The organism is candidate division TA06 bacterium B3_TA06 (assembly GCA_005223075.1).
Lineage (GTDB): Bacteria > Hydrothermota > Tepidihabitantia > B3-TA06 > B3-TA06 > B3-TA06.
On sequence record NJBO01000004.1, the window covers coordinates 110,072 to 135,849 of the forward strand.

A 25,778-nucleotide genomic window follows, 5' to 3' on the forward strand; every position below is an offset into this window, starting at 1 on the left:
GGCCGGTCGGGGCTGATATGTTCCCCAAGACCGCTCATATTGAACTTGTGAGTCTCATGGAGATCGGATGATTCTATTCAAAGATGCCTTGATCCACTCCCCACCGCGCAAATCCTTGCGAGCCGATCTTTTGGTTGAAGGCTCCAGGATTGCCAGGATCGGAAGGGTTGAATCCTCAGCCGACGCCGGGACTTACGAGAACAAGGTGCTCTTGCCTGGGTATATAGATTCTCACATACATCTTCTTGAATACGGGTATTCGCTTGTCTTCCTTGACCTCCGGGAGATTCGTAGCAGAGAGGAGTTTTTTCCCTCGCTCTCATCGTATCTTCCCACTGCTCGCAAGCTTGGATTCCTTTACGCATTCAACTTGGCTCCGGAAAGGTTAAAGGAGACAGACTGGGAGCCACTTACGTCTGATCTTGACAAGATATCGAAAGATGTTCCAATTCTGATTCGCCGTGAGGACGGTCACTCCGTATATCTGAACAAGGCGGCGCGGCGCTGGTTGCTATATGATCAGCCCATCGAACACGCCAACGATCATCTCACCGGGCGATTCAATGAACTTGCGGTAGAACGCATGCAGGAACGTATTCCGCGTGATGTCAGGATCGAGGCTTTCATCAAGGCAGGAGCGGATCTCCTTGCTAAGGGGGTGACCGCTGCCGCGGTCATGATAGGCGATGAAGCGAGCCTTGGGGATGTGGAGATCATAAGATCAACAGGTGCGAGACTAGGCATAGAGGCCGCACTCTTTCCGCAGAATCGGGATGTCGGCAAGATATGCGATCTTGAACTTAGCCGTTTAGGGGGATGCATACTCATAGACGGCTCATTCGGCTCCCGCACCGCAGCGCTTCGCGAGCCGTACAGCGACGCACCCGGCAACCACGGCATCCTTTACTTCTCCCAGAAGGAGCTGGATGCGCTGGTGCACTGCGCTGAGGACGCCGGGCTGCAGATGACCTTCCATGCCATAGGGGACGAGGCGATCGGGCAGCTTTTAAGCGCCTACCAGAAGGTGATAGAACCGGGCAACCCTAGAAGGCACCGCATAGAACACGCGGAGTTGCTTCCACCTGATCTTATAGAACGAGCGGCAAAACTTGGGGTTATCCTTGGTGTGCAGCCGATGTTCGAGGCTATCTGGGGGCAAGAGGGGGGGATGTATGCCGAGCGTCTGGGCGATCGCCTGCGCTGGACCAATCCTTACCGTTCTATCTTAGATGCCGGTATCCGGATCGCCGCCGGTTCGGATGCACCCATAACTGCACCTGATCCAGCAGAGGGGATCAAGGCGTTTCTGAGCCATCCTATAGTTGAAGAACGTATTACCCCAGAGGAAGCGGTTGCCGCCTACACCTATCATGGTGTCTACGCCATGCACCTTGAAGATCGCATCGGTTCGGTTAAGGAAGGCATGCAGGCCGACCTTCTGGTGTTCGATGAAGATCCGTTCGTCTCCCTCAATTTCCATCCCCAGGCGGTCATCCGCCGCGGTAAGTTGGTGGCTGGCTCTATCTAAGGGCTTACCTCCCAGCTGGCTTCCATAATTAACCCCTTCTCCAACACGTCGACAGTCCTGCACTCCCAAATCAAGGTGTCACCTTTCTGCCTTGTTGCGTTGTGCTTTATTATCCTGCCGGGAACCACTATCTTTTCTCGCCACATACCAGCATAAGAATCAGGATTGTATCCGATCAGTGTTTTGACGAGGGACTTCATTGATTTAATGTTGGCCCTTTCCTTACTCGAAAAGTAGGTTCTTGAAAGGTGGCAGCGGGCTGAGCCGGCCTCAGATTCCTCCTTGAGTATCAGGAGGCTCTCGTCTCCAAGCAGATTAGGGATGGCGCTTATACTGTCGAACCTGCCTTCAAGCCTATAGGCTCTGATGGTGTCCAGGGTGTCGACGGAAATGGCGGTTGTATGCCAGCCCGCTCCAAAGGTATGGCCGGGCTCGAACCCTTCTATTTTGATTGGGACTTTTTTAGTGTAAGGTACATCAACTTTCATTTTGAGGGTGCCTCGGCCGTCAGGTTCAATCTTCATTACCGACGTATAGTTGAAACAGGCAGTCATCATGAGTACCGCTCCGGCTAGCAAAAGCTTTCGCATCTATCCTCCTTTTCGCCTAACGATTCACAAGAAAGACGCAACACTCTAAAGAAATGTTGCGTTCGGTGGCTTTCTTGTTACAATTGCTTCATGAACCTCAAGCGCGCCTTCGAGGAGATCGGTCTCTTCGCTAGGGGATTTGCGCCGGTGGCTAACCTTTCGGTAAATACCGTCTGCAACCAGCGATGTTTGATCTGTCAGCGATGGCAGATGCACTGGCAGTCCGAGCAAGACAAGCTCACCCTGGACGAGATCAAAGACCTGGTCTACCAGCTGGTCAAGGATTTACATGTCAAGCGCTTCCGCATCACCTCTACCGAGCCGCTGCTACGCAAGGATCTGCCTGAGATCGTGCGCTACATACGCAAATTCACCAGCTGCAACCTCATCACCAACGGTATGGCCATGACTCCTGAGCTTGCCCGTGAGCTGATCGGAGCCGGTATCTCCAAGGTGCGCTTCTCCATAGACGCGCCCAACGAGGTTAACGATACCCTGCGTGGGTTGAAAGGTTCCTGGGAGCGCTCGCGTCGGGGCGTGGAGATTCTTAAAGAGGCTAGGGAAGAGCTTGGCACACCGTATCCTTTGATAGACATCTACGCCGTTCTGACCAAACTCAATATAGAGTTCATCCCTGATATGTACCGATTCGTTGCCTCCCAGGAACTTGACGGCCTTGCATTCGGGATAGTCTGGGAGAACACGGTTGAAGGTGTAGAGAGAACTGTCTGGAATGGCCGCAAGATCGCACGTTCCCACATGATTCCGGTTAGAGAATCACTCAAGCCTACCCCGGAACAAGTAGCATGGCTGAGGCAGGAGCTGGTCAGGATGGGGCTTATAACCAAGGGGGCCGAACAGGCCAAAAGGCTGGTGGAGCGGGTACTGGGGATAATGAGAGGCCGCCGCCTCTTCCGGTGTCCCTACCACTACTTTATCAACATCAATCCGGTGGGCAACTTCATCGCCTGCACCGTGATGGGCGGTTACTCGTTCGGAAACATCCGCTCCAAGAAGGCACGCGACATCTGGTTCAGCCGCCAGCACTACGAGTTCCTGACCAGGGTGGGGCGCGAGCCGTTTCCTGTGTGTCACGAGATATGCGAAGCCAAGGAGGAGCTCTACATCTCTTCCCTTAAGAGTGAGATACGCGGTTTGGCCATGTCCCTTTTATATCCTTTGAACTTGCGGTCGCTTCGCAATAAAAGCAGAAGCAGTCCCTAATCCTCGATCAGCTCCCCCAGACTATGTATACAGAAATGAGGGCGAGGGAGGCCGTTATAGCAGGTGTCGCGGTTGGATGCATAAAGTATGCTGCGGATACCTGACCGGCGCGCACCAAGGACGTCAAGCTCAAGCCGATCACCGATATGAGCCGTTTCCTTCGGCTCCGTATCCACGCGATCCAGCAGTATCCTAAACGCTTGAGGATTTGGCTTGCGTGGACCTATCTCGTCTGTGTAGAGGAGGTGGTCGAAGAAGGGGCTTAAGCCTTCGCGGTCCATGATCCGGCGGATTATGTGCCCGTGGGATGTATTCGAAAGTAATGCAAGTGTGCAGCCGCGGCGCTTGAGTTCGGCAAGCACCTCGATGGCTTGCGGTTCTGCAACAATTGTTACTTTAAGCAGCGCCTCATCGAATGAGCGCAGAAGCTCCGAAAGGCCGCCTGCAATCTGCTTGCGAATACCTAACCGCGTGAGAAAACGGGATACGACCTCACGGGAGGAGATCTCCATCTCGGTTTTTAGCCTCTCCGCCTCGCACTCCGCTCCTACATCCTGCAATGTGCATCCTATCTGGGATTTCGAGATCTCAACACCGCGCTCCGCAAGTATTTGCTTAAACTCCTTCACCCTTATCTGGTCCTGACGCTTCCACTCTTCCTCGGTCTCATAACGGCCTATTGTGTACCAGAAGTCGAAGGAGAGGGCCTTGATGCCTTGAAGTATCTCGTTCTCCATCAATTGAAGAATACCTGTAGGGGACCTTTTGTCAATCAGAGCTGTGATGCTTGCGGAGTTAGTCCTCGCAATAGTAATCAACAAAAAGGGGATCTGAAGGTTCCAAAGGCCATAGGCAGGTGTGTTACGGGTGTGTTACGGGCAGGTTGACAATCTGTATGAGGTGGGGAGAATAGTTGGTGGACGACCAGGTTTTCAAGATTCCTTTTCGTGTATTCAGGTGGAATCCACATTGGGGCGATCTTGTTCCCGTTGGACTCTGGATTTTCACCTCCAGTATACTTCAGTTCTCGCGCCTTGCCGGGCCGCGCGCACCTTCACTTCTTGAGTGGCTCAAACCCACTGAGGATCTTGGATTCCTGATCGCCCCCCTCCTTTTTGTGCGGCTTATAGAGAAGCGCGGTCTTTCTTTTATTGGGATTACGCGGCGTCACATAGGATTGGCTGTGGCGATCGGTCTGCCGCTCGGACTGCTCGCCGGCTGGTTTGCCGTCTCTCGTTCTTTTGCCTTAGGAGAATTCCCGCTGCTACCTGATCCCCTCCAGGGTACGGCTTATTTTTTAGGCGCACTTTACCATCTGGCTGCAGTGGAGTTCTTCTACCGGGGTTGGCTTGCTTCACGGTTTGAGCGATCCTACGGTTTTCTCGCGGCGGTTTTGGGTTCGGCTCTGCTTTATGCCTTCTCTCCACTTGTTCTTTGGGGAACAGACCTCACGGTTCCTGCTGCGTTTTCTTCCGTTGGTTTCTACTGGGGCTCCGTGTTTCCGTTTACCTTCTTCGTCGGGATTCTTCTTGCCGGTGTTGCCAGACTCACGCGCAACCTTTTAGCCCCGATTCTGGTGATGCTTCCGCAGATGATCCTGGGCGATCTCTTACCCGGAGGATTGGCCCATCGTATCGGCCATCCGGAATCCAAGATTTTGGGAACCCTGGCACTTGCAGGTATTGTGGTGGTTATAGCTTGGCTTACCCGAAGAAGACAGGCAAAGAAACAATCTACTACTTAAACGCCCCCCAACTCCTCCAGATAATTTCTTCTCCCTAGAAGGGAAAGTTTATCTCGAGTTCACTGGCTATAGTACGTAACTTCTCCATGGTCGGTTCGTCTACATCGACCTCTGTGGCATTGCGGTCTTCGGCTTCGGCTTCCTTCTCGCCCGCGATCCAGATGCGCTCGGCACCTTCCTGTTTGGGGGTGTTCTTGAGCATGCGGATGAACGAGTCCATCCTCTCCTTGAACTCGTTCGTATCACCGAAAGCGGCAGGATCAATCGCGGCAAGGAAGTGGCAGACATCGGGCGGTTCGCCCTTGCGCCCGTAGACCTCGGTTCCCATGGAGGCAAGGCTTAAGCCGCCTGAGAGTATCTCAACCACCGCTGCCAGATCATATCCCTTGTAGCCTCTGCTTTCCTCGCCTGCGCCGCCAAGTGGCGCAAGTCCGCCGCCGGCACGATCCAATAGATTCTTTAAGACCTTACCCGGATCGGTGGTGGAATGACCCGCTTCGTCCGTTGCCCACGTCTCGGGAATGTCCTTGCCCAGCCGGTTGTAGACCTCAAGCTTGCCTCTGGGAACGGTGGATGTGGCCATATCCAGAACAAAGCGCCGCTCCTTGCCCGCGGGCACGGCGATGGCGATGGGGTTTGTGCCCAGCACCGCATCCTTGCCGAATGTCGGAACCACAAGTGGAGCGGAGTTGGTTGCAGAAAATCCTATAAGATCATACTCAAGCGCCATCATCGCGCAGTAGCCGGCTATCCCGTAGTGGTTGGAGTTGCGAACCACAGCCGCAGCAAGCCCCATCTTGCGGGCCTTCTCGATAACCTTTCGCATGGTCTTGACCGATATCGCCTGACCCAGCCCTGCGTTGCCGTTCACAAGAAGGGTTGTAGGCGTCTCCTTGATGATCGTGGGCTCGGCCTTGGGGTCCATCGTGCCTTTCCTGATCCCATCTACGTAACGGACAAGTCTAGCTACTCCGTGGGAGGCGATCCCGCGCCGGTCGGATGCGATAAGCACGTCCGCCGTGATCTCTGCGTTCTCGTGCGACATTCCAAGTTTCTCGAACGAATTAACTGTGAATTCTCTTAAAGGCTCTATCTTAACTCTAGGCATCAATCCTCCTTGGGGTATGGCGTCCCCGTTTCCAAAACCATCTCGGCCATCTCGCGGATGAATGCCGGTACAAGTCCTTCCTTCTTCATATCGTCACGCAGTCGCTCGATGAGCTTTGCAGAATCTATCCCTGCCGGGCATATCTCCTTGCACCGGCCGCATAAAGCGCAGGAGTAGGCAAGGGGTGCGGCCTTTTCCAGTCCTCCTGAGATCAGTGCTGTCCAGGGCACACCGATCCCGCCCATGTAGCGGTATCCCCAGTGTCCGGATACCAGGGGATAGATCGCACACTCGTACATGCACGCACCGCATCGCAGGCAGCGAAGCATGTCCCGGTAGACAGGGTCGGTCGCTGCTTTTATGCGACCGTTATCCAGAAATATCACGTGCAGTTCCTTGGGGCCGTGCGCACCATACACCACCACCTTCTCGATGTCGCCGGTCTTGGCAGGGCCTGAGATCATTGAGACGTAGGCAGTCACCAAGTAGCCTGCGTAGCGCATGAGCACCTCAAGGCCGAGCATGGCGTCGGCAAGCGTTGGCATGAGCTTCTCCACTCCGATCACCGCAACGTGCACCTCTGGCGCGTTGGTGGCGAAGCGGATGTTGCCCTCGTTCTCCACAAGAAAGATGGTGCCCGTATCCGCGGTGATGAAGTTCGCACCGGAGAAACCGACGTCGGCTTTGAAATACTTGTCACGTAAGAACTCTCTTGCGAACATGGCAAGCTTCTCCGGATCGGCAGGCAGTTCGCGGCCTGCGACCTCGGAGAATATCTTGGCGGTGCGTTCGCGGGGAACGTGTACTGCCGGGGCAAGGATGTGCATGGGGCGCTCGCCCAGAAGCTGCACGATGAACTCGCCCAGATCGGTCTCATATACCGTGTTGCCGTAATCGGCCATCACGTGGTTGAACTCGAGCTCCTCGGAGGTGATGGACTTTGCCTTGACGATCATCTTGCCGGTGCCGATTATGTCTTTAAGAATCTCGTTTGCCCGCTGTGCGTCCTCTGCGAAGTATGTGTGGGCATGGTTCTTTTCTAATGCTTCGCGTGCTTTGGCAACGTAGCCTTCCAGATCGTCAATCACCCTGTCCTTTATCTCCTGGAAGCGCTCGCGTTTTTCGACCACCTCAGGGAAAGCGGCCAGGGCCTTGTCACGGTTGGAGCGGAATGCTTTGACCGCACGCTCCAGCGCGGTCTTTAAGAACTTGTCCTTGAGCGCCTTGTAGATTGTTCTTTTGTAGGCATTGAATTCCTTACTGGCATCCATCTCAATCCTCCATCTGTTCGGCTAGAAACATGGGTAGGTCGAAAACGTTTAGTTCCTTATCTTCGATTTCAGCAGCGCCGTCTGCGAGGTTCAACGTGCAGAAGGGACACGAGGTGACTATGGTGTCAACCCCTTTAGGCAGGACGTCGTCTTTAATCTTTCTGGTTGCCGCGGCCACCGCCAATTTAGGGAGGGATGCACGCAGCAGACCACCTCCCCCGCAGCAGGTGCCAAGCACTCTATTACGGTCCGCCTCGATCACCTGTACGCAGGCCTCCAGCACTCGTCGGGGTTCATCATACAGGCCCGGTCCCCTCCTGCCGATACCGCAGGGATCGTGGTAAAGAATTCTTACATCTTTGCGGTTTTTGAGCTTTATCTGACCTTTTCTCAAAAGCTCGTCCGCAAACTCCACGAAGTGCACTATCTTAAATGGCAGCTTGATTCCGAACTCTTCAGGGTATTCATTCTTAAACATCATGTAACAGTGTGGGCACGAGGTGACCATTTTCGTTATCCCGGTTGAGATGAGTTTATCGGCAACCTTCTTTACGTACTCCGCTGCCTCGTCGTGGTATCCTGCGAGCGTCAACGGAACGCCGCAGCACAGGTCTTTACCTAACGGAACGTATTCGATCTTAGCTTTGGAAAGAAAATTCTCCAATCCCTTAAGCAAGTGCGGGGCCCCGGCCGTGGTGCAGCCAAAGAAGACCCCCAGCTTTTCATGATTGGGCATTCGCTGTCTCCTTGATTATTTTGGGGTGAATATCCCGAGGGGCAGGATCATCTCCTCTGGCGAGATGCCGCCGTGCTGCAGGGTGTGCTTGTACTGGGCCTCGTACTCCTTGGGCTTGGTTGGGTAGATGAAGTAGCAGTCGCGCTTGGCGATCACGAAGTTGGTGGGGCGTGGAAAGCGTGGCAGCTTGTATACCCTTGGGTCAGAAAGCGACACAGCATCCTTTGGGTTCACGGTAAGCGCAGGGCCGTACTTGTAGCGCAGGTTTGCAGAAATCTCTCTACCGCCCTTGATTATGGTTGGATGAGCAACGCGAAGGAACCCGTGATCGGTTGTAAGCACCACCGTCACCCCGCGTTCAGCCAGGGTCTCAAGCAGAGGGGGGAAGATTGAGTTGGCGAACCATGAGCGGGTCACATCTACAAGTGCATAGTCCGAAGGGGCAAGCTCTTCAAGCAAAGAATCCGGTTTTACCGAGTGGATAAGCACATCAAGGAAGTTAAGTACGAACACACGGAACTTCTCCTTGCGTGAGATGATTGACTCGGCGTCACGGGATGCATCCTGGCCGCGAAATGCTTTCCTATAGATAATAGATGCCGATACACGCTCTCTTTTGAGAAACTCGCTGAGAAGCTCTTTCTCGTGTCGGTTTTGTCCGTGCTGGTTCCACACCCAGTAGTGGGGGAATCGTTCTGCTATCTCCTGCGGGTAAAGCCCTGCAAAGATGGCGTTGCGCGCGTAAGGCGTGGCCGTCGGCAGGATCGAGCAGGTATATTCGAGGTGTGAGTCGAAGAACTCCTTGAAGAAAGGAAGGATAACGAGGAACTGATCAAGCCGCATGCAATCAAACAACAGAAACACCACCTCTTTACCTTCGCGCAGGAGGGGGAAGACGTGCTGAGAGAGAACACGGGGTGATAATCCAGGTCCCCCACCCTCCTTGAGCCAGCGCGGGTAGTTTTCTTCGATGTAGAGGCTGAACTCGCGGCGCATCTGGCCGCGCTGCTCGTCACCTAGATCCCTGAGTCCCTCGTCTCCGAAGCGCTTGAAGCGCAGCTCCCACCGGACATCGCGGCGATATGCCTGGACCCAGCCCTCCCAATCGGTGGGGATCTCGGCACGCATGAGCTCCTGGCTGTACTCGCGGCTAAGATTGTCACGAACAAGCCTCTTACGTTCCAGAAGCCTTTTTATGGCCGAGCCGAGCTGGGTCGGAGTTATAGGTTTGATGATGAAATCGTCGGCAAGCCTGGCAAAGGCTGAGTCTACGAGTTCTTCCTCCTCGCTCTTGGTGACTATCGCTACCAGAACGTCCTCGCTCTCGACGCGGATGGCTGAAAGCGTCTCGATCCCGTCCATGCCCGGCATGATCTCGTCTAAAAGCACGAGGTCGTAGTCCCGCTTCTTTACAAGCTCTAACCCATCCGGGCCGTTGTTGGCGGTATCCACCTCATAACCGCGCTCCTTCAGGCTGTATATGTGGGGCTTAAGTAACTCTATCTCGTCGTCAATCCATAGAATACGCATCCCCAAGCATAGTCAGGATGAACAAGCTGTCAAGCTTAATACCCCACGAAGTCGCTTTGTATTCTCCGAAGGAGAAAAGATCGCAGTAAAAATACGAGGGCTCAGGCTTGACAAGTTAGGGATTTTGTATATTCTCATTTAATTGGGCGTCCAAAATAAATAATAGATTCCTTAAATAATCAGGATGCCCTTTGTTCTGCTAGAGGAGGGTGGGGCAAAGGAGAAAAACAAAAACCTCAAATAAGGAGGTAAAAGTGAGCTTTCATAAGTTCCCTGAAGAAAAAAAGAAAGATTGCCCGATGGTGGTTGTAGTGCTCATTCTCGGTTTCTGTTCAGCGTCTTTCGGTTTCTGGTGGAATCCATTTACCCCGTCAGTGGTTGATGTTCGCAGCGTTGCCATGGGTAACACGGGTTCGGTAACCGTCACTGGAAGCAACGCAATCTTTTGCAACCCGGCGCTACTTGGTGAATCGAACATGATTGAAGCACAACTGGGTGGAAGATTCTACTTTGGTGCAGCTGAGGACGAGTCTGAGGATAAGTTCGAGGGCAAGTATCTTCCCCTTCCTACGCCTACCCATCTTTCCTTCTCGATGCCGTTTCAAGTCCCAGAATATAAGCTTAAGGTTGTTCCGGCGATAGGCTATCACTTGGAACTTGATCTTACGGCAAAGCGAGAGATGAGTTGGGAGGATTTGATTTGGGGGGAGACTCAGATAGAAGAGACCGCGACAGGTGGTCTGGATGTAATATCACCTGCTGTGGCAGTGCAATTCCTCGGTAAGTACTCTGTCGGATTGGCACTTAATGTCGGTGGGATAACCAAGATGAGGGACAAGTACTCTGACATAAGCATGTACGATTCGCGCCAGGGCGATACTGCGGGTTATTATGATTATTGGGACTACGAGAGCGAAACGGAGATTTCCCCAGAAGGTTCATTCGTTCTGTTCGGGGTCTTCGCTGAGTTTATTCCCGAGTTCGCTGCTGCCCTCACCTACCGTACCGGATTCAAATGGAAATGGGACGACTATGAAGAAGATGTTGATTGGACATGGATCACATGGGACCCGTACGACGAATGGGATACCTTGGAGGTCCACGACAAGGAGAAACTGGATGACGTAAAGTTTGAACTCCCTGGTATTTTTACCGTTGGCGTTCGTTCAAAGATCTCATCTATTCTGGTCCTGGCTGCCGAGTATCAGACTCGTCCCTTCTCCGATGTAGAGATAGATGGCGAAGATTTGGAGATTGAGAACGGGTCGGTTTTCCGCCTGGGTGCGGAGTTGATCACGCCTGTCTTGATCCGTGCCGGTTTCTACCATGAATCGATCCCCATGACGGATATAGACGACGAAGACCCCAAGGCCTTGACCGGTATCACTGCAGGATTGGGGATTCCGATCGCTTCAGTAGCGGTGATAAATGGTTCCTTTGAATACGCATTCTGGAACCAGGAAATCAACGATGATCATGATGAATACTCGGAGAATCTTTACAGGATCGGCCTATCAGTTCGGCTTCACTTTCCCAACCCTCTTTAAATCGTAGGTGCCGAGCAATTGATGCTCCGTGTCTCTTAATTCACCAGGGAAGATACTGTCTGTAACTTGGATCAGCTCAAATCCAGGTCCACGCTTCCCGAATCGTTTCCCCACCTTGCGGAGTTGAAAGTGTAGGAGCCGGTAAGATGGCTTTCCTTAAGCTCACCCTCTATGTGCATGGTAAAGTTGGTTCCGGTAACGTCAAGATCAAGCACGGCCGGGTTGGAGGTAAGGGTGCCTTGGCCCTCAAACTCGATCACATCACCATTTATGACGAGCATTCCCTCAGCCTCAAAGGCCTCGTTTTCCTGTTCGAAATCGAATTGCAGCGATCCGCTGTAGGTTCCATCAAAGCTCGCGTAACTCCCCTTGAACTCGCCGCTCGTTTTTACGGTGAGGTCTGGGGACAGACATCCCCCCAGCACCAACGCCGCGAGAAGGACTGCACTTCTTCTCTTGATAGCACGAAGCATTATCATTTCCCCATTTCTTGATTACTCAAATATTATAGGCTTGATTAGTGATGTGTCAACCTAACACAGGGGTTATTTTGGAGATGCTTTTGAATCGGAATCAGGGGCGTCAATTGGGCTGCAAAAGGCTTGACTAATCCTGGAATCGGCCTATTATTTTACAACAACCTAAGCAAGGAGGACATGTATGAAGAAAGTCTTAGTTGTATTGGCACTGTGCGTGCCGTTTGCAACCATGCTGGCTGTGGGTCTGTCCTTGAATCCCATGGCCACAAACAAACCCTTTGAGTTGCACGATCTTGCGATGCCCGGCGACACCATAGAACTGGCTGAAGATGAGGGCGATCCTTCAGGCCTCTGGGGTCTACCATTGTATGCAGGCGACAGACTTGCGGTGAGACTCACCCCTCCAAGCTATCCCTTTGAGATCATCGCGGCGGCCTTCGTCCCGATTAGCTGGTCAGGCGAGCCTGATAGCTGGAAAGAGGAATGCAACCTTGTATTCTTTGGCGCAAGTTCCGGATCGGATGAAGAACCAACCTCTGAGATTGGACGATTGGATAAGGTTGCACCTTATGAGGAAATCAACTGGAACGTGTTTGATGTAAGTGGTTTGAACATGACGATAAACTCGGGTAAATTCTACTTCGCTGTTGAGAATCGAGTTGACAGAGATCCCGGCCTTGCTCTGGATTTCGCCAAGCCCTTGCACCATGTCTCCTGGATATACGCAGATTTCGATGGAATGATGTGGTATCCTTTGGATAATGTCTACTTGCAGGGAGAGGAGTGGATGATAGGGGACAGCATAGACGTTATCCTGCGGGTGTTGGGTGTAGTCAGCGGCAACGTAGTTGAGTTGAAGCCCGATGTGGAGACCTCTGTTTCTCTGGCCAGTATTGTAGCTTCCGGTAGCACGATCAACTACTCGATCGCAGAGCCCGGAGAGGTAGAGATTACACTCTGGGATGCTCTTGGTCGTCGGGTTCAGACCTTCTATACCGGTCACGCCGATGCGGGCGAGCACACCCTTACCTGGGACGCCTCTGCACTTCCGAGCGGCGCATACTTCATCAAACTCAAGACCCCGAGTACCGTAAGCACAGCCAAGATTGTCCTGATCGACTGAAATTAACCTCTAACCTTTTGCAGCGGGCCTTGCGCCCGCTGTTTTTATTTACGGATACTTGCTATAGGAGGGCTTGACTTACGGAAATCTTTTTGTAATATTCAAAAGACTCAACCTAAGGAGGAGTCATGAAGAAGCTATGGCTTTTACTAGGGGCAGTGGTGATCCTGGGGTTGGTGGTGTGTGCGAAACCCAACGGCGCTATCGAGGTTAAATCCACCCCTGAAGGTGCGGCTATCTACCTTGACGGAGATGACACCGGTGAGAAGACTAACACCGTCCTGGACGAACTTGATCCGGATGACTACACTATCAAGCTCACCCTTGAAGACTACGAGGATTGGGATACCACGGTTACCGTCGAAGCAGGCGATACGGTCGAGGTTAATGCCACCTTACAGGAAGTGCCAAAAACCTACGGTGCGCTTCAGGTAAACTCAACCCCTGAAGGAGCTGCGATTGAACTCGACGGCACAGCCACCGGTGAGACTACTAATGCCTTCTTTGACAGCCTGGCTGTCGGTTCACATACGCTCAAGCTTACCCTGGATCTTTACGAGGACTGGGAAACCACGGTAACCATCGTCAAGGATGATACCGTGACCGTGGATGCGGAGCTTACCAAAAAGACAGGTTCCATCCAGGTGAACTCTGAGCCGAACGGCGCTGCGATTGAACTCGACGGCGCAGCCACCGACCAGGTTACGAACTACCTGTTTGATGAAGTACCGCTTGGGGAGTACACGGTTAAACTTACGTTGAAGGATTACAAAGACTGGGATACAACGGTAACGGTGAACGAGGATGAGACTGCGACCATTGATGCAACCCTTGAGGAAGCCCCGCAAGAAGAGATAGAACTAAAGGAAGATGAGGCTACTATGGTGGGCTTCGGGTTCAAGCTGGATGCAGGGGATCGAATGGCCGTAATGTTTACCCCTCCGAGCTATCCCTTTGAACTTACCCAGGCCTGTTACGTCCCTATCGGTTGGTTGGATGATCCTGATAACTGGAACGTACAGTGCGACCTTGTATTCTTCGGCCCAGGGGAGAAACCCGCGGTCGAGTTGGGACGTAAAACGGTCTCAGCGTCCGTACAAGGCGACTGGAACTGGTTCGATGTTAGTGATCTGGACATCGAGATTAACTCGGGAAGTTTCTTCTTTGCCGTTGAGAACCGGGTTAACGACAACCCAGGCATGGCATTGGATGGTGGCTATCCACCTAATCATGTCTCCTGGATGTATGCCACCTTCATCGGAGAGATCGACCCGAAGTGGGCAGCCTTTGACAACATCAATATCGTTGGCGGCGACCCTCCCTGGCCCGAAGATATGACTTTGGGCGACAGCTGCGACCTGATACTTCGCGTTAAAGGAATGGTGCCAGGTGGTGCAGAGGTTGTATTGACTCCAACAGTTAGGCCCCATACTTCATACTCTGGCTCACCTCTGACACTCCCTGCTGATCGAAAATACGAGATCTTAGACTGGAGGGAACTCAGATAGCCCAACCTTGAGCTTTCAATCCCCAAACGGTCTCTGAGGTCGGTATTAGTGAAGTTGAAGGTGTGCTGAGACCGGAATAGAGCAAAGGTCAATCAAGAACTTTAGAGCGGGCTTCTGCCCGCTCCTTTTTTGTAATGCCGATAGGGAGGACTTGACATTGGGCGCGGCGCGGATATGCTTCTTTTAAGCTGGCTAAGTATAAGGTGGAGGGGTTAATCAGAGGTATACGCAGATAATGCAAGGAATACATCTATGAGTGAAGACAAGGAAAAGGCTGTTGCGCCGGGTAGCGGCGAGGATTACCGGGAATACGTCCGCAAGAGGCTTGCTCTGATTGCTCCGGTGATCCAGAAGGTCTCGCTTGGCGAGTTCAGCGAGAAGATTGATATCCCACAGGGCGCAGAGGATGAGTTCACAGAACTCCTGGTGGGACTCAACCTGATGATCGATGACCTGCGGTTCATGTTTGATGAGAACCGGGAGAAGACCGCTGAGCTGGAACGCCGCTTCACCGAGCTTTCTATCTTCAACGAGATAGGCCGTGCATTGGGCTCTACCCTGCAGTTGAGCGAGCTTCTCGAGGTGATATATAATCAGACCGGCCGTATTATGGATACTGAGAACTTCTACATAGCTCTCTACGACGAGAAGTCTGCCAGTATTGAGTTTCCGCTGTTTATAGATGAGGGAAAACGCGTAGATATACCTCCGAGGAGGTTCGGCAATGGACTTACCGAGTATATTATCTCTACCCTCAAGCCCCTGCTTATAAGAAAGGATGTGACGAGCGTCACCCGTAGGTTGGGGATAGATATGGTGCTGAAGGGTGACGAGCCGCAGTGCTGGCTTGGGGTTCCAATGATCTCCCACGAGAAGGTGTTGGGTGTTATATCGGTCCAGAGCGTGCGTGAACCAAACATTTATGACGAGGACCATAAGCGTCTTTTGGAGGCGATTGCCAACCAGGCGGCGGGTGCTGTTGCAAATGCTCGTGCATACCAGGAGCTTGAGCGCAGAGTTGCCGAGCTTGCGGCGTTCAACGAGGTAGGACGTGCCCTGGGCTCGACCCTTAAACTGGAAGAGCAGCTCAAGATCGTCTACGAGCAGGCCCGCGGGGTTATGCCTGCAGATCACTTCTACGTTGCCCTTTACCATCCGGCGGATGAGGACGCTGGAGCAGGGGCTGAGATCGAGTTCGTGTTTAACATCCAGGACGGCCTCCTGGCACCGCCGCGTATCCGTCCCTTTGGGAAGGGTTTGACCGAGTACATAATTCGCACCCGTAAGCCTCTCCTGATCCAACGCGATCTGGAAAACCGCATCAAGGAGTTGGATCTCGATGTGGTGATTCGAGGAACGCCTGCCCGCTCCTGGCTGGGGGTGCCGCTTATCGTGCGTAATGAGGTTATAGGTGTGGTGGCGGCGCAGAGCGTTGAGAGGGAAGAGGCCTACGACGAAGGGCACAAGGAGTTCCTTACCTCCCTTGCAAGTCAGACCTCAGGCGTGATTGATAACGCGCGTGCCTACCGTGAGCTTGAGAATCGCTTAACCGAGCTTTCGGTGCTTAACGAGATCAGCCGGGCTATCAGTTCCACCCTGGATATCGAGGAACTTTACAGGGTTGTCCACGAGCAAATCAAGCGTCTTATGGCCGGGGAGAACTTCTACATAGCCCTCTACGACCCACAGCGTGATGAGGTGGGCTTCCCCTACGCGATTGAGCACGGCCAGCGCATACCTACAGGCGAAGGCGAATGGGCTACACGCAGGGCCGGTCATGGGATGACCGAGTATGTTATCCGGAGCGCAAAACCACAGGTGGTTCGGGGAGACAGTCAGGTGGAGCTTTCAAAGATGGAGATAAACCATATAGGCAAGGCTTCCCGCTCCTGGATTGGCGCCCCGATGATCGCCCGCAACGAGGTGATCGGGGTAATGGCGGTTCAGGCCTTTGACCCTGAAATTCGATACTCCCGTAAGCATCTCCGTCTCCTGCAACTGGTCGCCAACCAGGCTGCACCGGCGGTAGAGAATGCCAAGGCCTATGCCGTGCTCGAGCGCCGGGTCGCCGAGCGTACCGCAGATCTTCAGAAGTCAAACGAGGCTCTTGAGGATTTCGTATACACCGCGAGTCACGACCTCAAGGCGCCCCTGAGGGCGGTTCTCGGCTTCAGCCAGTTCCTTGTAGAGGACTTCGGTTCGATGCTGCCCGAGGAGGGCAAGATGTATGTGGAGCGCATGTCTCAAAACGCAAAGCGAATGGAGCGTCTGATTGACGATCTCTTAGAGCTCTCACGGGTGGGCCGGATCAAGGAGCCTTACGAAGAGACGGATATAGATGAACTCCTCAACGAGGTCATCAGCACCTTGGCTCCTGGAGAGAATGTCTCCATTTGCGTCGAAGGCCCCATGCCTCATATAATCTGCGAGCGAGTAAGGATAGGTCAGGTTTTTGCAAATCTTATATCTAACGCCGTCGAGTATAACGACAAGGAACACGCAGAGATCACGATAGGGTTCGAGGACCACGTTGATGAGGTGGAGTTCTTCGTGTCGGATAACGGGCCCGGGATAGATGAGCGTTACTTCGAGAAGATCTTCAAGATATTCCAGAGGCTTTCGAGCGATGGAAGCGGTACAGGTGTCGGGCTGGCGCTGGTGAAAAAGATAATCCAGGACCACAAGGGACGTATCTGGGTTGAATCCGTTGTGGGAAAAGGAACCACCTTCCGGTTCTTGATTCCTAAAAACCGCGAAACCAATGAGGAGGAGTTATGACTTCACCAGAGGGCATCCCCATACTTTTGGTTGAAGACGATGAAAACGATATTCTGATGACCAAGCGCGCCTTTACACGTTATCATATCACCAACCAGCTTTACGTGGTGCGAGACGGGGAGGAGGCGTTGGACTTTATCTACCGTCGGGGAGATTACGCTGACGAAAGTCTTTCTACCCCCGGACTGATTCTTTTGGATCTTACCCTACCCAAGATGGGCGGCATTGAGGTGCTTCGTCATCTCAAAGGCGACCCTGAGAAGCGGAATATTCCTGTGGTGATACTTACCGCCTCCCGCCGAGAGAAGGATAAGATCGAGAGCTACAACCTCGGTGTCAACTCCTATATCGTCAAACCGGTGGAGTTCAATAAATTTATCGAGGCGATTAGCACCATCAATCTTTACTGGAGTCTTAACCAGTTACCCGATTAGGAGGTTTTTTGTCCGCCGAGGCCGATAGAGAAAAGCATGCCTCTCTGAATACAAAGAGGTCCGACGCGAGGCGGAAAGAAAACGATGTGGGAAGAAAGCGGCTCTCTACGGGTAAGGCAGCGACCGATAAGGGCAAGAAGAAGACGCAGGGTAGTACCGCCTATAAGCTTGAGGATCTCTTGGAGCTCATCTCCTCGGGCAAGGATTACCCGGCCTCGCACCTGATGGAACTTGTGAGTAATGACGGGGAGATTAGGCGACTCATTGAGGCATTCCGAGTACGGGAGGAGAGGCTGCGTTCTGAACCGGAACTTGAAAGTGAGGAACTCTACCGTACACTGGTTAACACCGCTCAGGAAGGGATCATTCTTGATGATCCTGACGATATTATCCTTTTCACCAATCCTACGGTCTCCGCTCTGTTGGGCTACTCGCAGGAGGAGCTGGTAGGGCGATCGCTGTTTGATTTCGTTCCTCCTGAAGAGACAGAACTTCTTCGCTCTCAGACCGCTCGGCGAATGGAAGGAGAGACCTCTCGCTACGAGTTGACCTTGGTTCACAAAGAAGGGATGCGTCATCGGACGCTTGTAACGGCCGCTCCGCTCTATGATTCCGGGGGGAAGTTTTACGCTTCCATGGCTATTTTAACCGACATCACCGAACTCAAGCGGGCGGAGGAGGAGATCAAGCGCCGCAGTGAGGAGCTGGGGGCCCTGTTTAAGACGAGTACCGAGCTTTCATCCACCCTTGATGAGGAGGAGGTTGGACGTCTTATATCTGAGCGTGCAAAAGATCTGATCCCTTCTGACGGATGCACGTTTTATAGATTCGATAGCTCCTCAGAGAAACTGGTTCCTATAGCAACAACGGTAATGGAGAGCTACGAACAACGAATGGCCTACGAGGTTCCTCTTGGCGAGGGAGTTACCGGCCGTGCTGCGGCAGAACGCAGGCCGATTATCGCCAATAATATCCATAAAGACCCCAAAGCGCCCCGCGTGCCCGGTGGAAAGGATCTACCAACATGCCTTCTGTCGGTTCCACTGCTTGCAAGAGGAGAGCTCTTGGGGGCTATGACACTCCTACGCACTTCACAAGAGGAGTTTGAAGAACACGATCTTCAGCTTTTTACCCATTTCGCACGTCAGGCTGCCGGAGCATTTGCAAACAGCTACCTGTTCAGGAAGTTGAGAGAGTTCAACGAGACCCTCGAGCGTAAGGTAGGCGAACGTACCGCCGAGCTTGAGCGTGCCAAAGTGGAGTTGGAGGAGGTGCACTCCCGCTACAAGCAAAGGGTCACAGACCGGCTTTCCCGCATTGCGCCGGCGATGGAGAAGGTCTCGGTGGGCGATTTCAGCAAGAACATCCCGCTGCCGGAGGAGGAAGACGAGTTCACGGAACTTCTGGTCGGTTTGAACCTGATGATCGACGATCTGCGGTTCATGTTCCAGGAGAACCGTCGCCGCAGCGAGGAGTTGCGGCAACTCAACGAGAACCTCGAGCAAATCGTTGGCCAACGAACAGCCGAACTCAAGGAGTCTAACCGCAAGACCGCCGCCTTTGCCCGTGAGCTTGAGGAGATGATCTACGTGACGAGCCACGACCTCAAGACCCCGCTGCGCGCCATCTCCGGTTTCAGTCAGTTCCTTTATGTGGACTACCATGATAAACTGGGCAGGGAGGGGCAGCTTTATCTCACAAGGCTTATAGATGCGACAAAGCGGATGGAGAGGTTGTTGGATGACCTGCTTGCGACCTCGGCGGTTAGCAGAACAGAGGGGGTGTTCGAGCGTGTCCCGGCAGGGGATTTGATTAAAGAGGCGATCAAGTTAGTCAATCTGGACGAGAACGCCGATGTTGTCTACGATCCAGACGCGCTTCCATTGGTGCCTTGCGATCGTTTCAAGATGATCGAGGTCTTCTATAATCTTATCTCCAACGGGCTTAAGTTCAACGACAAACCGCGCAAACAGGTAAGTATCACAGCCAAGACCTCCATGGGGTTCTGGGAGTTCATGATCGCAGATAACGGGATAGGTATAGAGAAACGCCACTATGAACGGATATTCAAGATATTCCAACGCCTGCATCAGCGGGGCGCGTACGAAGGGACGGGTGTGGGGCTTTCGATGGTGAAACGGGTTATTGAAGAACACAACGGGCGGATATGGGTTGAATCTCATCTCGGAGTGGGTACAATATTCCACTTCACGTTGCCCGTGCAAAGAGAGGAGGACGATAAGGCAGCCAACTCTGAAAGGAGCACGTGATGGTTGAAAAACAGCCTATAGACATACTTCTCGTCGAGGATGACGAGAACGATATACTCATAACCAAAAGGGCATTCACCAAGCATAACCTCTCTAATCACCTGTATGTGGTTCGTGACGGCGAAGAGTCCCTAGACTTTGTATACCACCGGAACCAGTATTCAGATCCCGCCTCGGCCCCTCGACCGGGATTGATCCTTCTGGACATCAACATGCCTAAGATGAACGGAATCGAGGTTCTTAGAAGGTTAAAGAGCGATCCAGAGTATAAAGTGATCCCTATAGTGATGCTTACTACATCCAAAAGGGATCAGGACAAGATCGAAAGCTACAACCTGGGTGTAAACTCCTACATCATTAAGCCGGTAGACTTCAACAAGTTCGTGGATGCCATAGCAACCATCAACCTTTACTGGGAACTTAATGAGCTGCCCTGATGCTCATATGAGCGGTCAAACGCCGACGGTCCGCCTGCTTCTGGTCGAGGACAACGAGTACGACCAGTGGGCGTTTCACCGGATGGTAAAACAGCGCGAACTCGACTATGCTGTTGTTACCGCGGCCAGGGGTGCCGACGGCCTGAAGCACCTTGAAGCGCAGACCTTTGATGTGATCCTTCTGGACTTCCTTTTGATTGATATGGACGGGCTGCAGTTTCTCAAGGAGATTCACGCTAGAGGGGTGGATACCCCTGTTATCTTCCTCACCGGTCAGGGGAGCGAGAAGATCGCGGTTGCCGCCATGAAGCTTGGAGCGTATGATTACCTTACCAAGATGTCAGACATGAGTCATCTCGCCCAGCTCCCTGCCACGATCAGCCAGGCGATCGATCAATACAATCTTCGTATGGAACGTGAGCAGATCGAGCAGATGCGGGCGGACTTCATCGCCATGCTTACCCATGACTTAAAGAATCCGCTCTCAACTATTATCTCCGCAGCCGAGTTCCTAAGCCAGGCAGAGGGTTTCGAGGAGCGTCAGAAGCAAATGGTGACCCTTATTGAGGGTGCCTCCAAGGATATGCTCGGTCTTGTTGAAAACTTCCTTCTTGTCTCCAAGATTGAAGCGGGCAAGCTTGAGCAAACCAGGGAGTCGGTTAACATCAACGACGTGCTTCTACGGGTCTTCAACATGAACAAGCTTCATGCGGACAACAAGGGGGTTCGGCTAGAGGTAGAGCTCAGCCCCCACGTACCGCTTATTGAGTGCAACCCGACCCAGATGTTCCGCGTATTCACCAACCTTGTAGGAAACGCCTTGAAGTTCACCTCTACAGGAGATGAGGTACGTATCGTAAGCCAGGTCAATGCTCAGGAGATCAGGGTTCTCGTTAAGGACCAGGGCACAGGGATCGCACCTGACCTCCTGCCTTACATCTTCGACAAATACAAACGCAGCACCCTGGACGAGAGCCCCAAGGGGATCGGCCTGGGGCTTTATATAGTGAAGACGATTGTAGAATCCCTTAACGGCACAATAGATGTGGAAAGCGAGGTCGGCAAAGGTACTGCGTTCACTATCCACCTTCCGTTGGCCGGGCGAGCCTAGTTCAGCTAACCGCGGAACCCACGTTTAAGTTTCGCATATTTGCAATTTAATGCGCGGTCTGTCTTGACACCCGTCTAAGATTGCCTATAATAAGGTATCATTGCAAGAGGGGGGACTTGGCTTCGATTTTTCAGGATAGGTCGACTCGATTCCCTCCTGTTATTCAGGTTGTAAACAAAAGAAAGGAGTTTTGTGGAAGAAACGTGCCATATCGTTCGTTCAAAAAAAGAATTAAGTGATCTATACCCAGAAGGTCATATCGTTGAGTTCCTGCATAAAAACCTTGAGCAATTTCGTGATCCGCCCCAGCAGATCGAAGAGGCCATAGAATACGCGTTCTCAGAGACAGAAGGCAAGGGTGGTTTTCTTGTCCTTCAGGAGCTGGAAGGCGAGCTTGTGGGGGTGGTGGTGATGAACCGAACCGGCATGTCCGGATACATCCCGGAGAACATCCTTGTATATCTGGCCACGGATTCGTCCAAGGCCCCTCTGGGTACCGGAGCCAAGCTTCTCAAGCGTGCCCTTGAGGAAGCCGAAGGAGACGTTGCTCTTCATGTAGAGTATAACAACTCGGCAAAAACACTTTACGAAACACTGGGGTTCACCTCCAAGTACGCCGAAATGAGATACAAGAAGCAATGAGCAGGGTACTGATTGATCCAGCCGTGATTGAACACAACTTCGAGGCGATGGATAGAATGTTCACAAAACGAGGTATCCACTGGACCGCGGTAACCAAGGTGCTTTGCGGATACAAACCAGCCCTTAAGCTGCTGGTGGAACTGGGTCTGCGTTCCTTTGCAGATTCCAGGCTTGCCAACCTGAAGACTATCCGTAAGTTATGCCCTGAAGCAGAGACCATCTACATCAGACCTCCACGTATCAAATCCGTAGCCAATGTGGTTTTGTGGGCGGATATAAGCCTTAACACCGAGCTTGCCACCATACGTGCCTTGTCTAAGGCAGCCTTGGAGCAAAACAAGGTTCACGGTATCATTATTATGATCGAGTTAGGGGAGTTAAGGGAAGGGGTGATGCCCGATCGGTTGCTGGAGTTCTACCGCGATGTGTTCGAGTTGAAAGGAATCGAGGTCCTAGGAATCGGCACCAACCTTGCCTGCATGTACGGGGTGCTTCCCACCTACGACAAGTTAATGCAGCTGGCACTTTATAAAAGAATCATAGAACTTAAGTTCAAAACCAAACTGCCCTTGTGTTCTGGTGGTTCTTCGATCTCCATCCCCAATATCCTGGAAAAGCAGCTTCCCAAAGAAATAAATCACTTCAGGGTTGGTGAGAGCCTGTTTTTGGGCACCGATCTTATCAACGGTGGATACATCAAGGGACTTAAGCCGGACGCGTTCTTGCTTGCCGCAAGTATCGTGGAACTGAAGGAGAAGCCTACCGGTCCGTTGGGGGAGATGGTGGAGAATGCCTTTGGTGAAGCACCGACAACAGAAGAAATCGGGGAATGGGGGCATGGGGGAGAACGGGCGGAAAGGGCGGTGCTCAATATAGGCAGGCTGGACGTTCCTTTCGAGCATCTCGTCCCGATTGACGAGAGGGTGAATCTGGTGGGGGGCGCTTCGGATCTTTTAGTGGCCGATCTTTCCGAGACCAAGATGACTTACAAGCTTGGCGATGAGATTCGCTTCCGTCTGGATTACCCGGCACTTCTGGCACTCATGCACTCCAGATACATGGAAAAGGAGGTCGTAAACCCGCCCGGAGCATAGCTTTCCATACGGATACCTCCCAGAAAATCCATGATTAAAATGGCCTTGTTATCGGAGCATCAGAAGAGCAACCCCGGCAAGGGTGACGATGGTACCTATAACCGCTATGAGGGTTATGTGCTCCCCATAGATTATTCTTGATGCAGGCAAAAGTATCAGGGGTGAAAGAGAGATCAGGGTTGCTCCCACCCCGACCTCCGTGTTGTTTATAGACACGAACGCCAGCAGAGTACCCATTATAAGCCCGATTGTGGTTCCCAACGCAACGAAGAGCATAGCCTTTGCGTTCCTGGCAGAGGCTGCCACTCGTTTGCCTCTGCCTATTATCAGGGTGAACAGAGCGACCACCGCCGTCGCCGAGAGGACCCTTATCATGGTGGCGTCGATCTCTCCTACCCCCAAAGACATACCGTGTTTGGCGATAACCAGACCACTGCCCTGACCTATCGCGGCCAGGACAGAGAATACGACGCCTGTGACTAAATTCTTCCTTTCCAGATGCTCGTTGCCTTTCTTGTTGAGAACCACCATGCATATCCCTCCCACGGTAAGCGCGATGCCGCCAATCGCCATAAGGCCAAGCGTCTCGCCCAGGAATATCCAGGCGATGAGGGCTGCAAAGACAGGGCATCTATCCTTTTTGCTCCTTCGGCGAAGAAGATGGCGTTGGCCGCCCACAGGATCGCGGTACCGATACCTGCGATCTCACCCAGATATGGCATGGGGTAATCTACACTGTCTTAAAGGACGTCTCCTAGTCCCATTGGGTTATCTCGTGCTTTTGGGGGGCTTCGGACTCGTCGTAGTATACGACCTTGACGATGGAGCGGATCCTATCCAGCCCGTAGAAGAGTTCCATCGGTTCGCCTGCCTCAAGATCCTTCACCGCCTCCCAGAAGCCGTCGAACGACGTAATCTCATGATAGACCCCGCGAACCGCCACCGCACGAAGCGGACCCGCATAGGCCTCCCATGATGCGGCTGCGCTTTCTTCCTCCACGTCCGCCACGTAGACCGCGTTTGAATCCATGTCGTACCAGTACTGAAGGAACCTACTCATCGGCTGAACAATCATTCCGGCTACTGAGATATACTCTTTAGGCCGATCCGCAGCACGGTCCGCTGCCAGTAGCTCAAAGTCAATCTTCTCGCCGAAGCGCGAGACGGTCAGGGTGCAGACCTTGTCTGCCAGTTCCTTCATTATCACAGCGTAGTCGGCCTCATCTTCCGGGGTTTTGGCGTTGATCGCGAATATAATATCACCTGACGTGACACCCGCTTTGTCCGCCACATTGTCAGGGGCCAGGGTGCGGATAAGGATCGCCTTGCGCACGTGCTCCGGCAGATCGGTCTTGAAGCTTTCACTGGCCCGGGTAGGGGTGATTTCTTCCACGTCGAACCCCATCCATCCCACGTGTCCGCCGTAGGGGAGCTCTTCTGTAATGACATCTTCGATGATCTGTTTCAACTGGTTTATGGCAAGGCTCCAGCCTATACCCTCTCCTGTCGTTGCGGCGTTTATGCCGATCACCGAGCCGTTCTTCATGAGTATTAAGGGGCCGCCAGAGTTGCCAGGGTTGATAGGAGCGTCGGTCTGGATGAACTTGCCCGTGCCCGCCGTAGGGGTGTTGGTGGTTGAACTGACGATTCCTTCGGTGCCTGAGAACTCGATCCCTGATGGATGACCAAAGGTCCCCACCCGATCACCGATCTTTAGCTTATCCGAGTCTCCCAGACGAGCAACGGCGATATCTAAAGGTACCCCCGGTTCGTCAAGGCGGAAGCGGATCATCCCGAAGTCGTATACAGGGTCGATGTAGATTGGTTCTGCCTGGATGCGCTCGCCGTCCTTGAAGCTTATCTGGGCGTTGCATACACCGTCGCCTATCACGTGCTCGCAGGTAACCGTATATGCGTAGCCCGCCTCCCTGTCAATGTAAACGATGAATCCCGACCCCTGGTAGGAGCCGCGCTGCGAGCTTTCAAGCGCGACCGTTGTGGTTACGTACACCCTCACCGAGTACTTCTCGGCCTCGGCAAAAACCTGTGCGGAATTTGCTGCGGAAACGACCCCCACCGCAATCAAAAATATCACTATTACTCTGCCAAGGTGTGTTACGGGTTTCATGAATCTCCTTTCACGGAGTTTGATTTCTGGTAGCTAGCAAAATGGGCCGTGCAGGACTTGAACCTGCGACCACCGGATTAAAAATCAGGTGCTCTACCTACTGAGCTAACGGCCCTTAAGTTATAATTCTAGGAGCCTGCGCCCCAAAGTCAAGCGAATTAAATGCTCCTTTTGTCTTTCACCCCTTGTCATTGCGAGCGACCGCAGGGAGCGTGGCTCCGAAGGATGACGTTTATGGAATCATCTCATAGCACGACGCCAGAAGTATCAGGTATCTGCTATGGGATTGCTTCGTCGCTTCGCTCCTCGCAACGACAAAAAGATCGTAGAGGCGTACCTCAGCGTGCCCCTTGAGCTCGTATTGAGCTCATAGGGTAGAACCAAAGAGGGGGTGAAAAAAGAGCCGATTCGTCAGCATTACATTCCACTCGTCACAAACCCCGCTAAACTTAGCTATGACATCTCTATCACCTGAACAGTGCCACCAGGCGCTAAC

Annotated in this window: 22 protein-coding genes and 1 tRNA gene; 13 read left to right on the plus strand and 10 right to left on the minus strand. The window is 52.8% G+C overall.

Going from position 1 to position 25,778, the window contains the following annotated elements; genetic code table 11:
* Positions 1–67 precede the first annotated feature (67 nt).
* Positions 68–1,528 carry a hypothetical protein gene (locus CEE36_03980; GenBank protein TKJ43501.1) on the plus strand — a complete coding sequence of 487 codons (1,461 nt, stop codon included), beginning with the start codon at positions 68–70 and terminating at the stop codon, positions 1,526–1,528.
* Here CEE36_03980 and CEE36_03985 read toward each other — a convergent pair.
* On the minus strand, positions 1,525–2,118 hold the full coding sequence (locus tag CEE36_03985) for a hypothetical protein (GenBank protein TKJ43502.1): 594 nt from the start codon (positions 2,116–2,118) through the stop codon (positions 1,525–1,527). The two genes, CEE36_03980 and CEE36_03985, sit on opposite strands and share 4 nt — an antisense overlap.
* 90 nt (positions 2,119–2,208) lie before the next feature.
* Here CEE36_03985 and CEE36_03990 point away from each other — a divergent pair, with 90 nt between their 5' ends.
* A complete protein-coding gene (locus CEE36_03990) occupies positions 2,209–3,342 on the plus strand; it encodes a hypothetical protein (protein ID TKJ43503.1) in 1,134 nt (377 codons plus the stop codon).
* Here the strand turns inward: CEE36_03990 and CEE36_03995 are convergent.
* Positions 3,339–4,079: a hypothetical protein gene (locus CEE36_03995; GenBank protein ID TKJ43504.1), complete on the minus strand. Its 741-nt coding sequence runs from the start codon at positions 4,077–4,079 to the stop codon at positions 3,339–3,341. The genes CEE36_03990 and CEE36_03995 overlap by 4 nt on opposite strands.
* A 179-nt stretch (positions 4,080–4,258) precedes the next feature.
* Here CEE36_03995 and CEE36_04000 point away from each other — a divergent pair, with 179 nt between their 5' ends.
* Positions 4,259–5,086: a hypothetical protein gene (locus tag CEE36_04000; GenBank protein ID TKJ43505.1), complete on the plus strand. Its 828-nt coding sequence runs from the start codon at positions 4,259–4,261 to the stop codon at positions 5,084–5,086.
* Between the two features lie 34 nt (positions 5,087–5,120).
* Here CEE36_04000 and CEE36_04005 read toward each other — a convergent pair whose 3' ends face one another.
* From CEE36_04005 to CEE36_04020, 4 genes are read right to left on the minus strand one after another with little or no spacing between them, the layout of a single operon-like run.
* Positions 5,121–6,194 carry a malate dehydrogenase gene (locus CEE36_04005; GenBank protein TKJ43506.1) on the minus strand — a complete coding sequence of 358 codons (1,074 nt, stop codon included), beginning with the start codon at positions 6,192–6,194 and terminating at the stop codon, positions 5,121–5,123.
* Entirely contained in the window at positions 6,194–7,465 is a 1,272-nt protein-coding gene (locus tag CEE36_04010; protein ID TKJ43507.1) for a lactate utilization protein C, read from the minus strand. The genes CEE36_04005 and CEE36_04010 overlap by 1 nt, the downstream gene beginning before the upstream one ends.
* Position 7,466: 1 nt before the next feature.
* A complete protein-coding gene (locus CEE36_04015) occupies positions 7,467–8,201 on the minus strand; it encodes a hypothetical protein (protein ID TKJ43508.1) in 735 nt (244 codons plus the stop codon).
* Positions 8,202–8,216: 15 nt separating this feature from the next.
* Positions 8,217–9,731, minus strand: coding sequence for a response regulator (locus tag CEE36_04020; protein ID TKJ43509.1), 1,515 nt, complete (start codon positions 9,729–9,731; stop codon positions 8,217–8,219).
* 254 nt (positions 9,732–9,985) lie between these two features.
* Here CEE36_04020 and CEE36_04025 point away from each other — a divergent pair, with 254 nt between their 5' ends.
* On the plus strand, positions 9,986–11,278 hold the full coding sequence (locus tag CEE36_04025; GenBank protein ID TKJ43510.1) for a hypothetical protein: 1,293 nt from the start codon (positions 9,986–9,988) through the stop codon (positions 11,276–11,278).
* Between the two features lie 71 nt (positions 11,279–11,349).
* On the opposite strand, the gene CEE36_04030 is transcribed toward CEE36_04025, so the two are convergent.
* Entirely contained in the window at positions 11,350–11,751 is a 402-nt protein-coding gene (locus CEE36_04030; protein TKJ43511.1) for a hypothetical protein, read from the minus strand.
* A gap of 187 nt (positions 11,752–11,938) precedes the next feature.
* On the opposite strand from CEE36_04030, the gene CEE36_04035 reads away from it, so the two are divergent.
* The 9 genes from CEE36_04035 to CEE36_04075 all read left to right on the plus strand — a co-directional run bounded on the left by CEE36_04035 (position 11,939) and on the right by CEE36_04075 (position 23,154).
* Positions 11,939–12,880 (plus strand): hypothetical protein, encoded by a 942-nt coding sequence (locus tag CEE36_04035; protein ID TKJ43512.1) that lies wholly within the window; start codon positions 11,939–11,941, stop codon positions 12,878–12,880.
* 128 nt (positions 12,881–13,008) lie between these two features.
* Entirely contained in the window at positions 13,009–14,388 is a 1,380-nt protein-coding gene (locus CEE36_04040; protein TKJ43513.1) for a hypothetical protein, read from the plus strand.
* Positions 14,389–14,640: 252 nt separating this feature from the next.
* Positions 14,641–17,166, plus strand: coding sequence for a hypothetical protein (locus CEE36_04045; protein ID TKJ43514.1), 2,526 nt, complete (start codon positions 14,641–14,643; stop codon positions 17,164–17,166).
* Positions 17,163–17,600 carry a two-component system response regulator gene (locus CEE36_04050; protein TKJ43515.1) on the plus strand — a complete coding sequence of 146 codons (438 nt, stop codon included), beginning with the start codon at positions 17,163–17,165 and terminating at the stop codon, positions 17,598–17,600. The genes CEE36_04045 and CEE36_04050 overlap by 4 nt, the downstream gene beginning before the upstream one ends.
* An 8-nt stretch (positions 17,601–17,608) precedes the next feature.
* Complete coding sequence (locus tag CEE36_04055; protein ID TKJ43516.1) at positions 17,609–19,870, plus strand: hypothetical protein; 2,262 nt, start codon at positions 17,609–17,611, stop codon at positions 19,868–19,870.
* A complete protein-coding gene (locus CEE36_04060) occupies positions 19,870–20,307 on the plus strand; it encodes a two-component system response regulator (GenBank protein ID TKJ43517.1) in 438 nt (145 codons plus the stop codon). Before CEE36_04055 ends, CEE36_04060 begins: the two co-directional genes overlap by 1 nt.
* Entirely contained in the window at positions 20,294–21,418 is a 1,125-nt protein-coding gene (locus tag CEE36_04065) for a hypothetical protein (GenBank protein ID TKJ43518.1), read from the plus strand. Before CEE36_04060 ends, CEE36_04065 begins: the two co-directional genes overlap by 14 nt.
* A 210-nt stretch (positions 21,419–21,628) precedes the next feature.
* Complete coding sequence (locus tag CEE36_04070) at positions 21,629–22,060, plus strand: GNAT family N-acetyltransferase (GenBank protein ID TKJ43539.1); 432 nt, start codon at positions 21,629–21,631, stop codon at positions 22,058–22,060.
* On the plus strand, positions 22,057–23,154 hold the full coding sequence (locus tag CEE36_04075; GenBank protein TKJ43519.1) for an amino-acid racemase: 1,098 nt from the start codon (positions 22,057–22,059) through the stop codon (positions 23,152–23,154). Before CEE36_04070 ends, CEE36_04075 begins: the two co-directional genes overlap by 4 nt.
* 48 nt (positions 23,155–23,202) lie before the next feature.
* On the opposite strand, the gene CEE36_04080 is transcribed toward CEE36_04075, so the two are convergent.
* From CEE36_04080 to CEE36_04090, 3 genes are all read right to left on the minus strand, one after another.
* Positions 23,203–23,832 (minus strand): hypothetical protein, encoded by a 630-nt coding sequence (locus tag CEE36_04080; protein ID TKJ43520.1) that lies wholly within the window; start codon positions 23,830–23,832, stop codon positions 23,203–23,205.
* 76 nt (positions 23,833–23,908) lie between these two features.
* Positions 23,909–25,282 carry a hypothetical protein gene (locus tag CEE36_04085; GenBank protein TKJ43521.1) on the minus strand — a complete coding sequence of 458 codons (1,374 nt, stop codon included), beginning with the start codon at positions 25,280–25,282 and terminating at the stop codon, positions 23,909–23,911.
* Positions 25,283–25,324: 42 nt separating this feature from the next.
* Positions 25,325–25,397: transfer RNA gene (locus CEE36_04090), tRNA-Lys, on the minus strand.
* Positions 25,398–25,778: the final 381 nt, after the last annotated feature.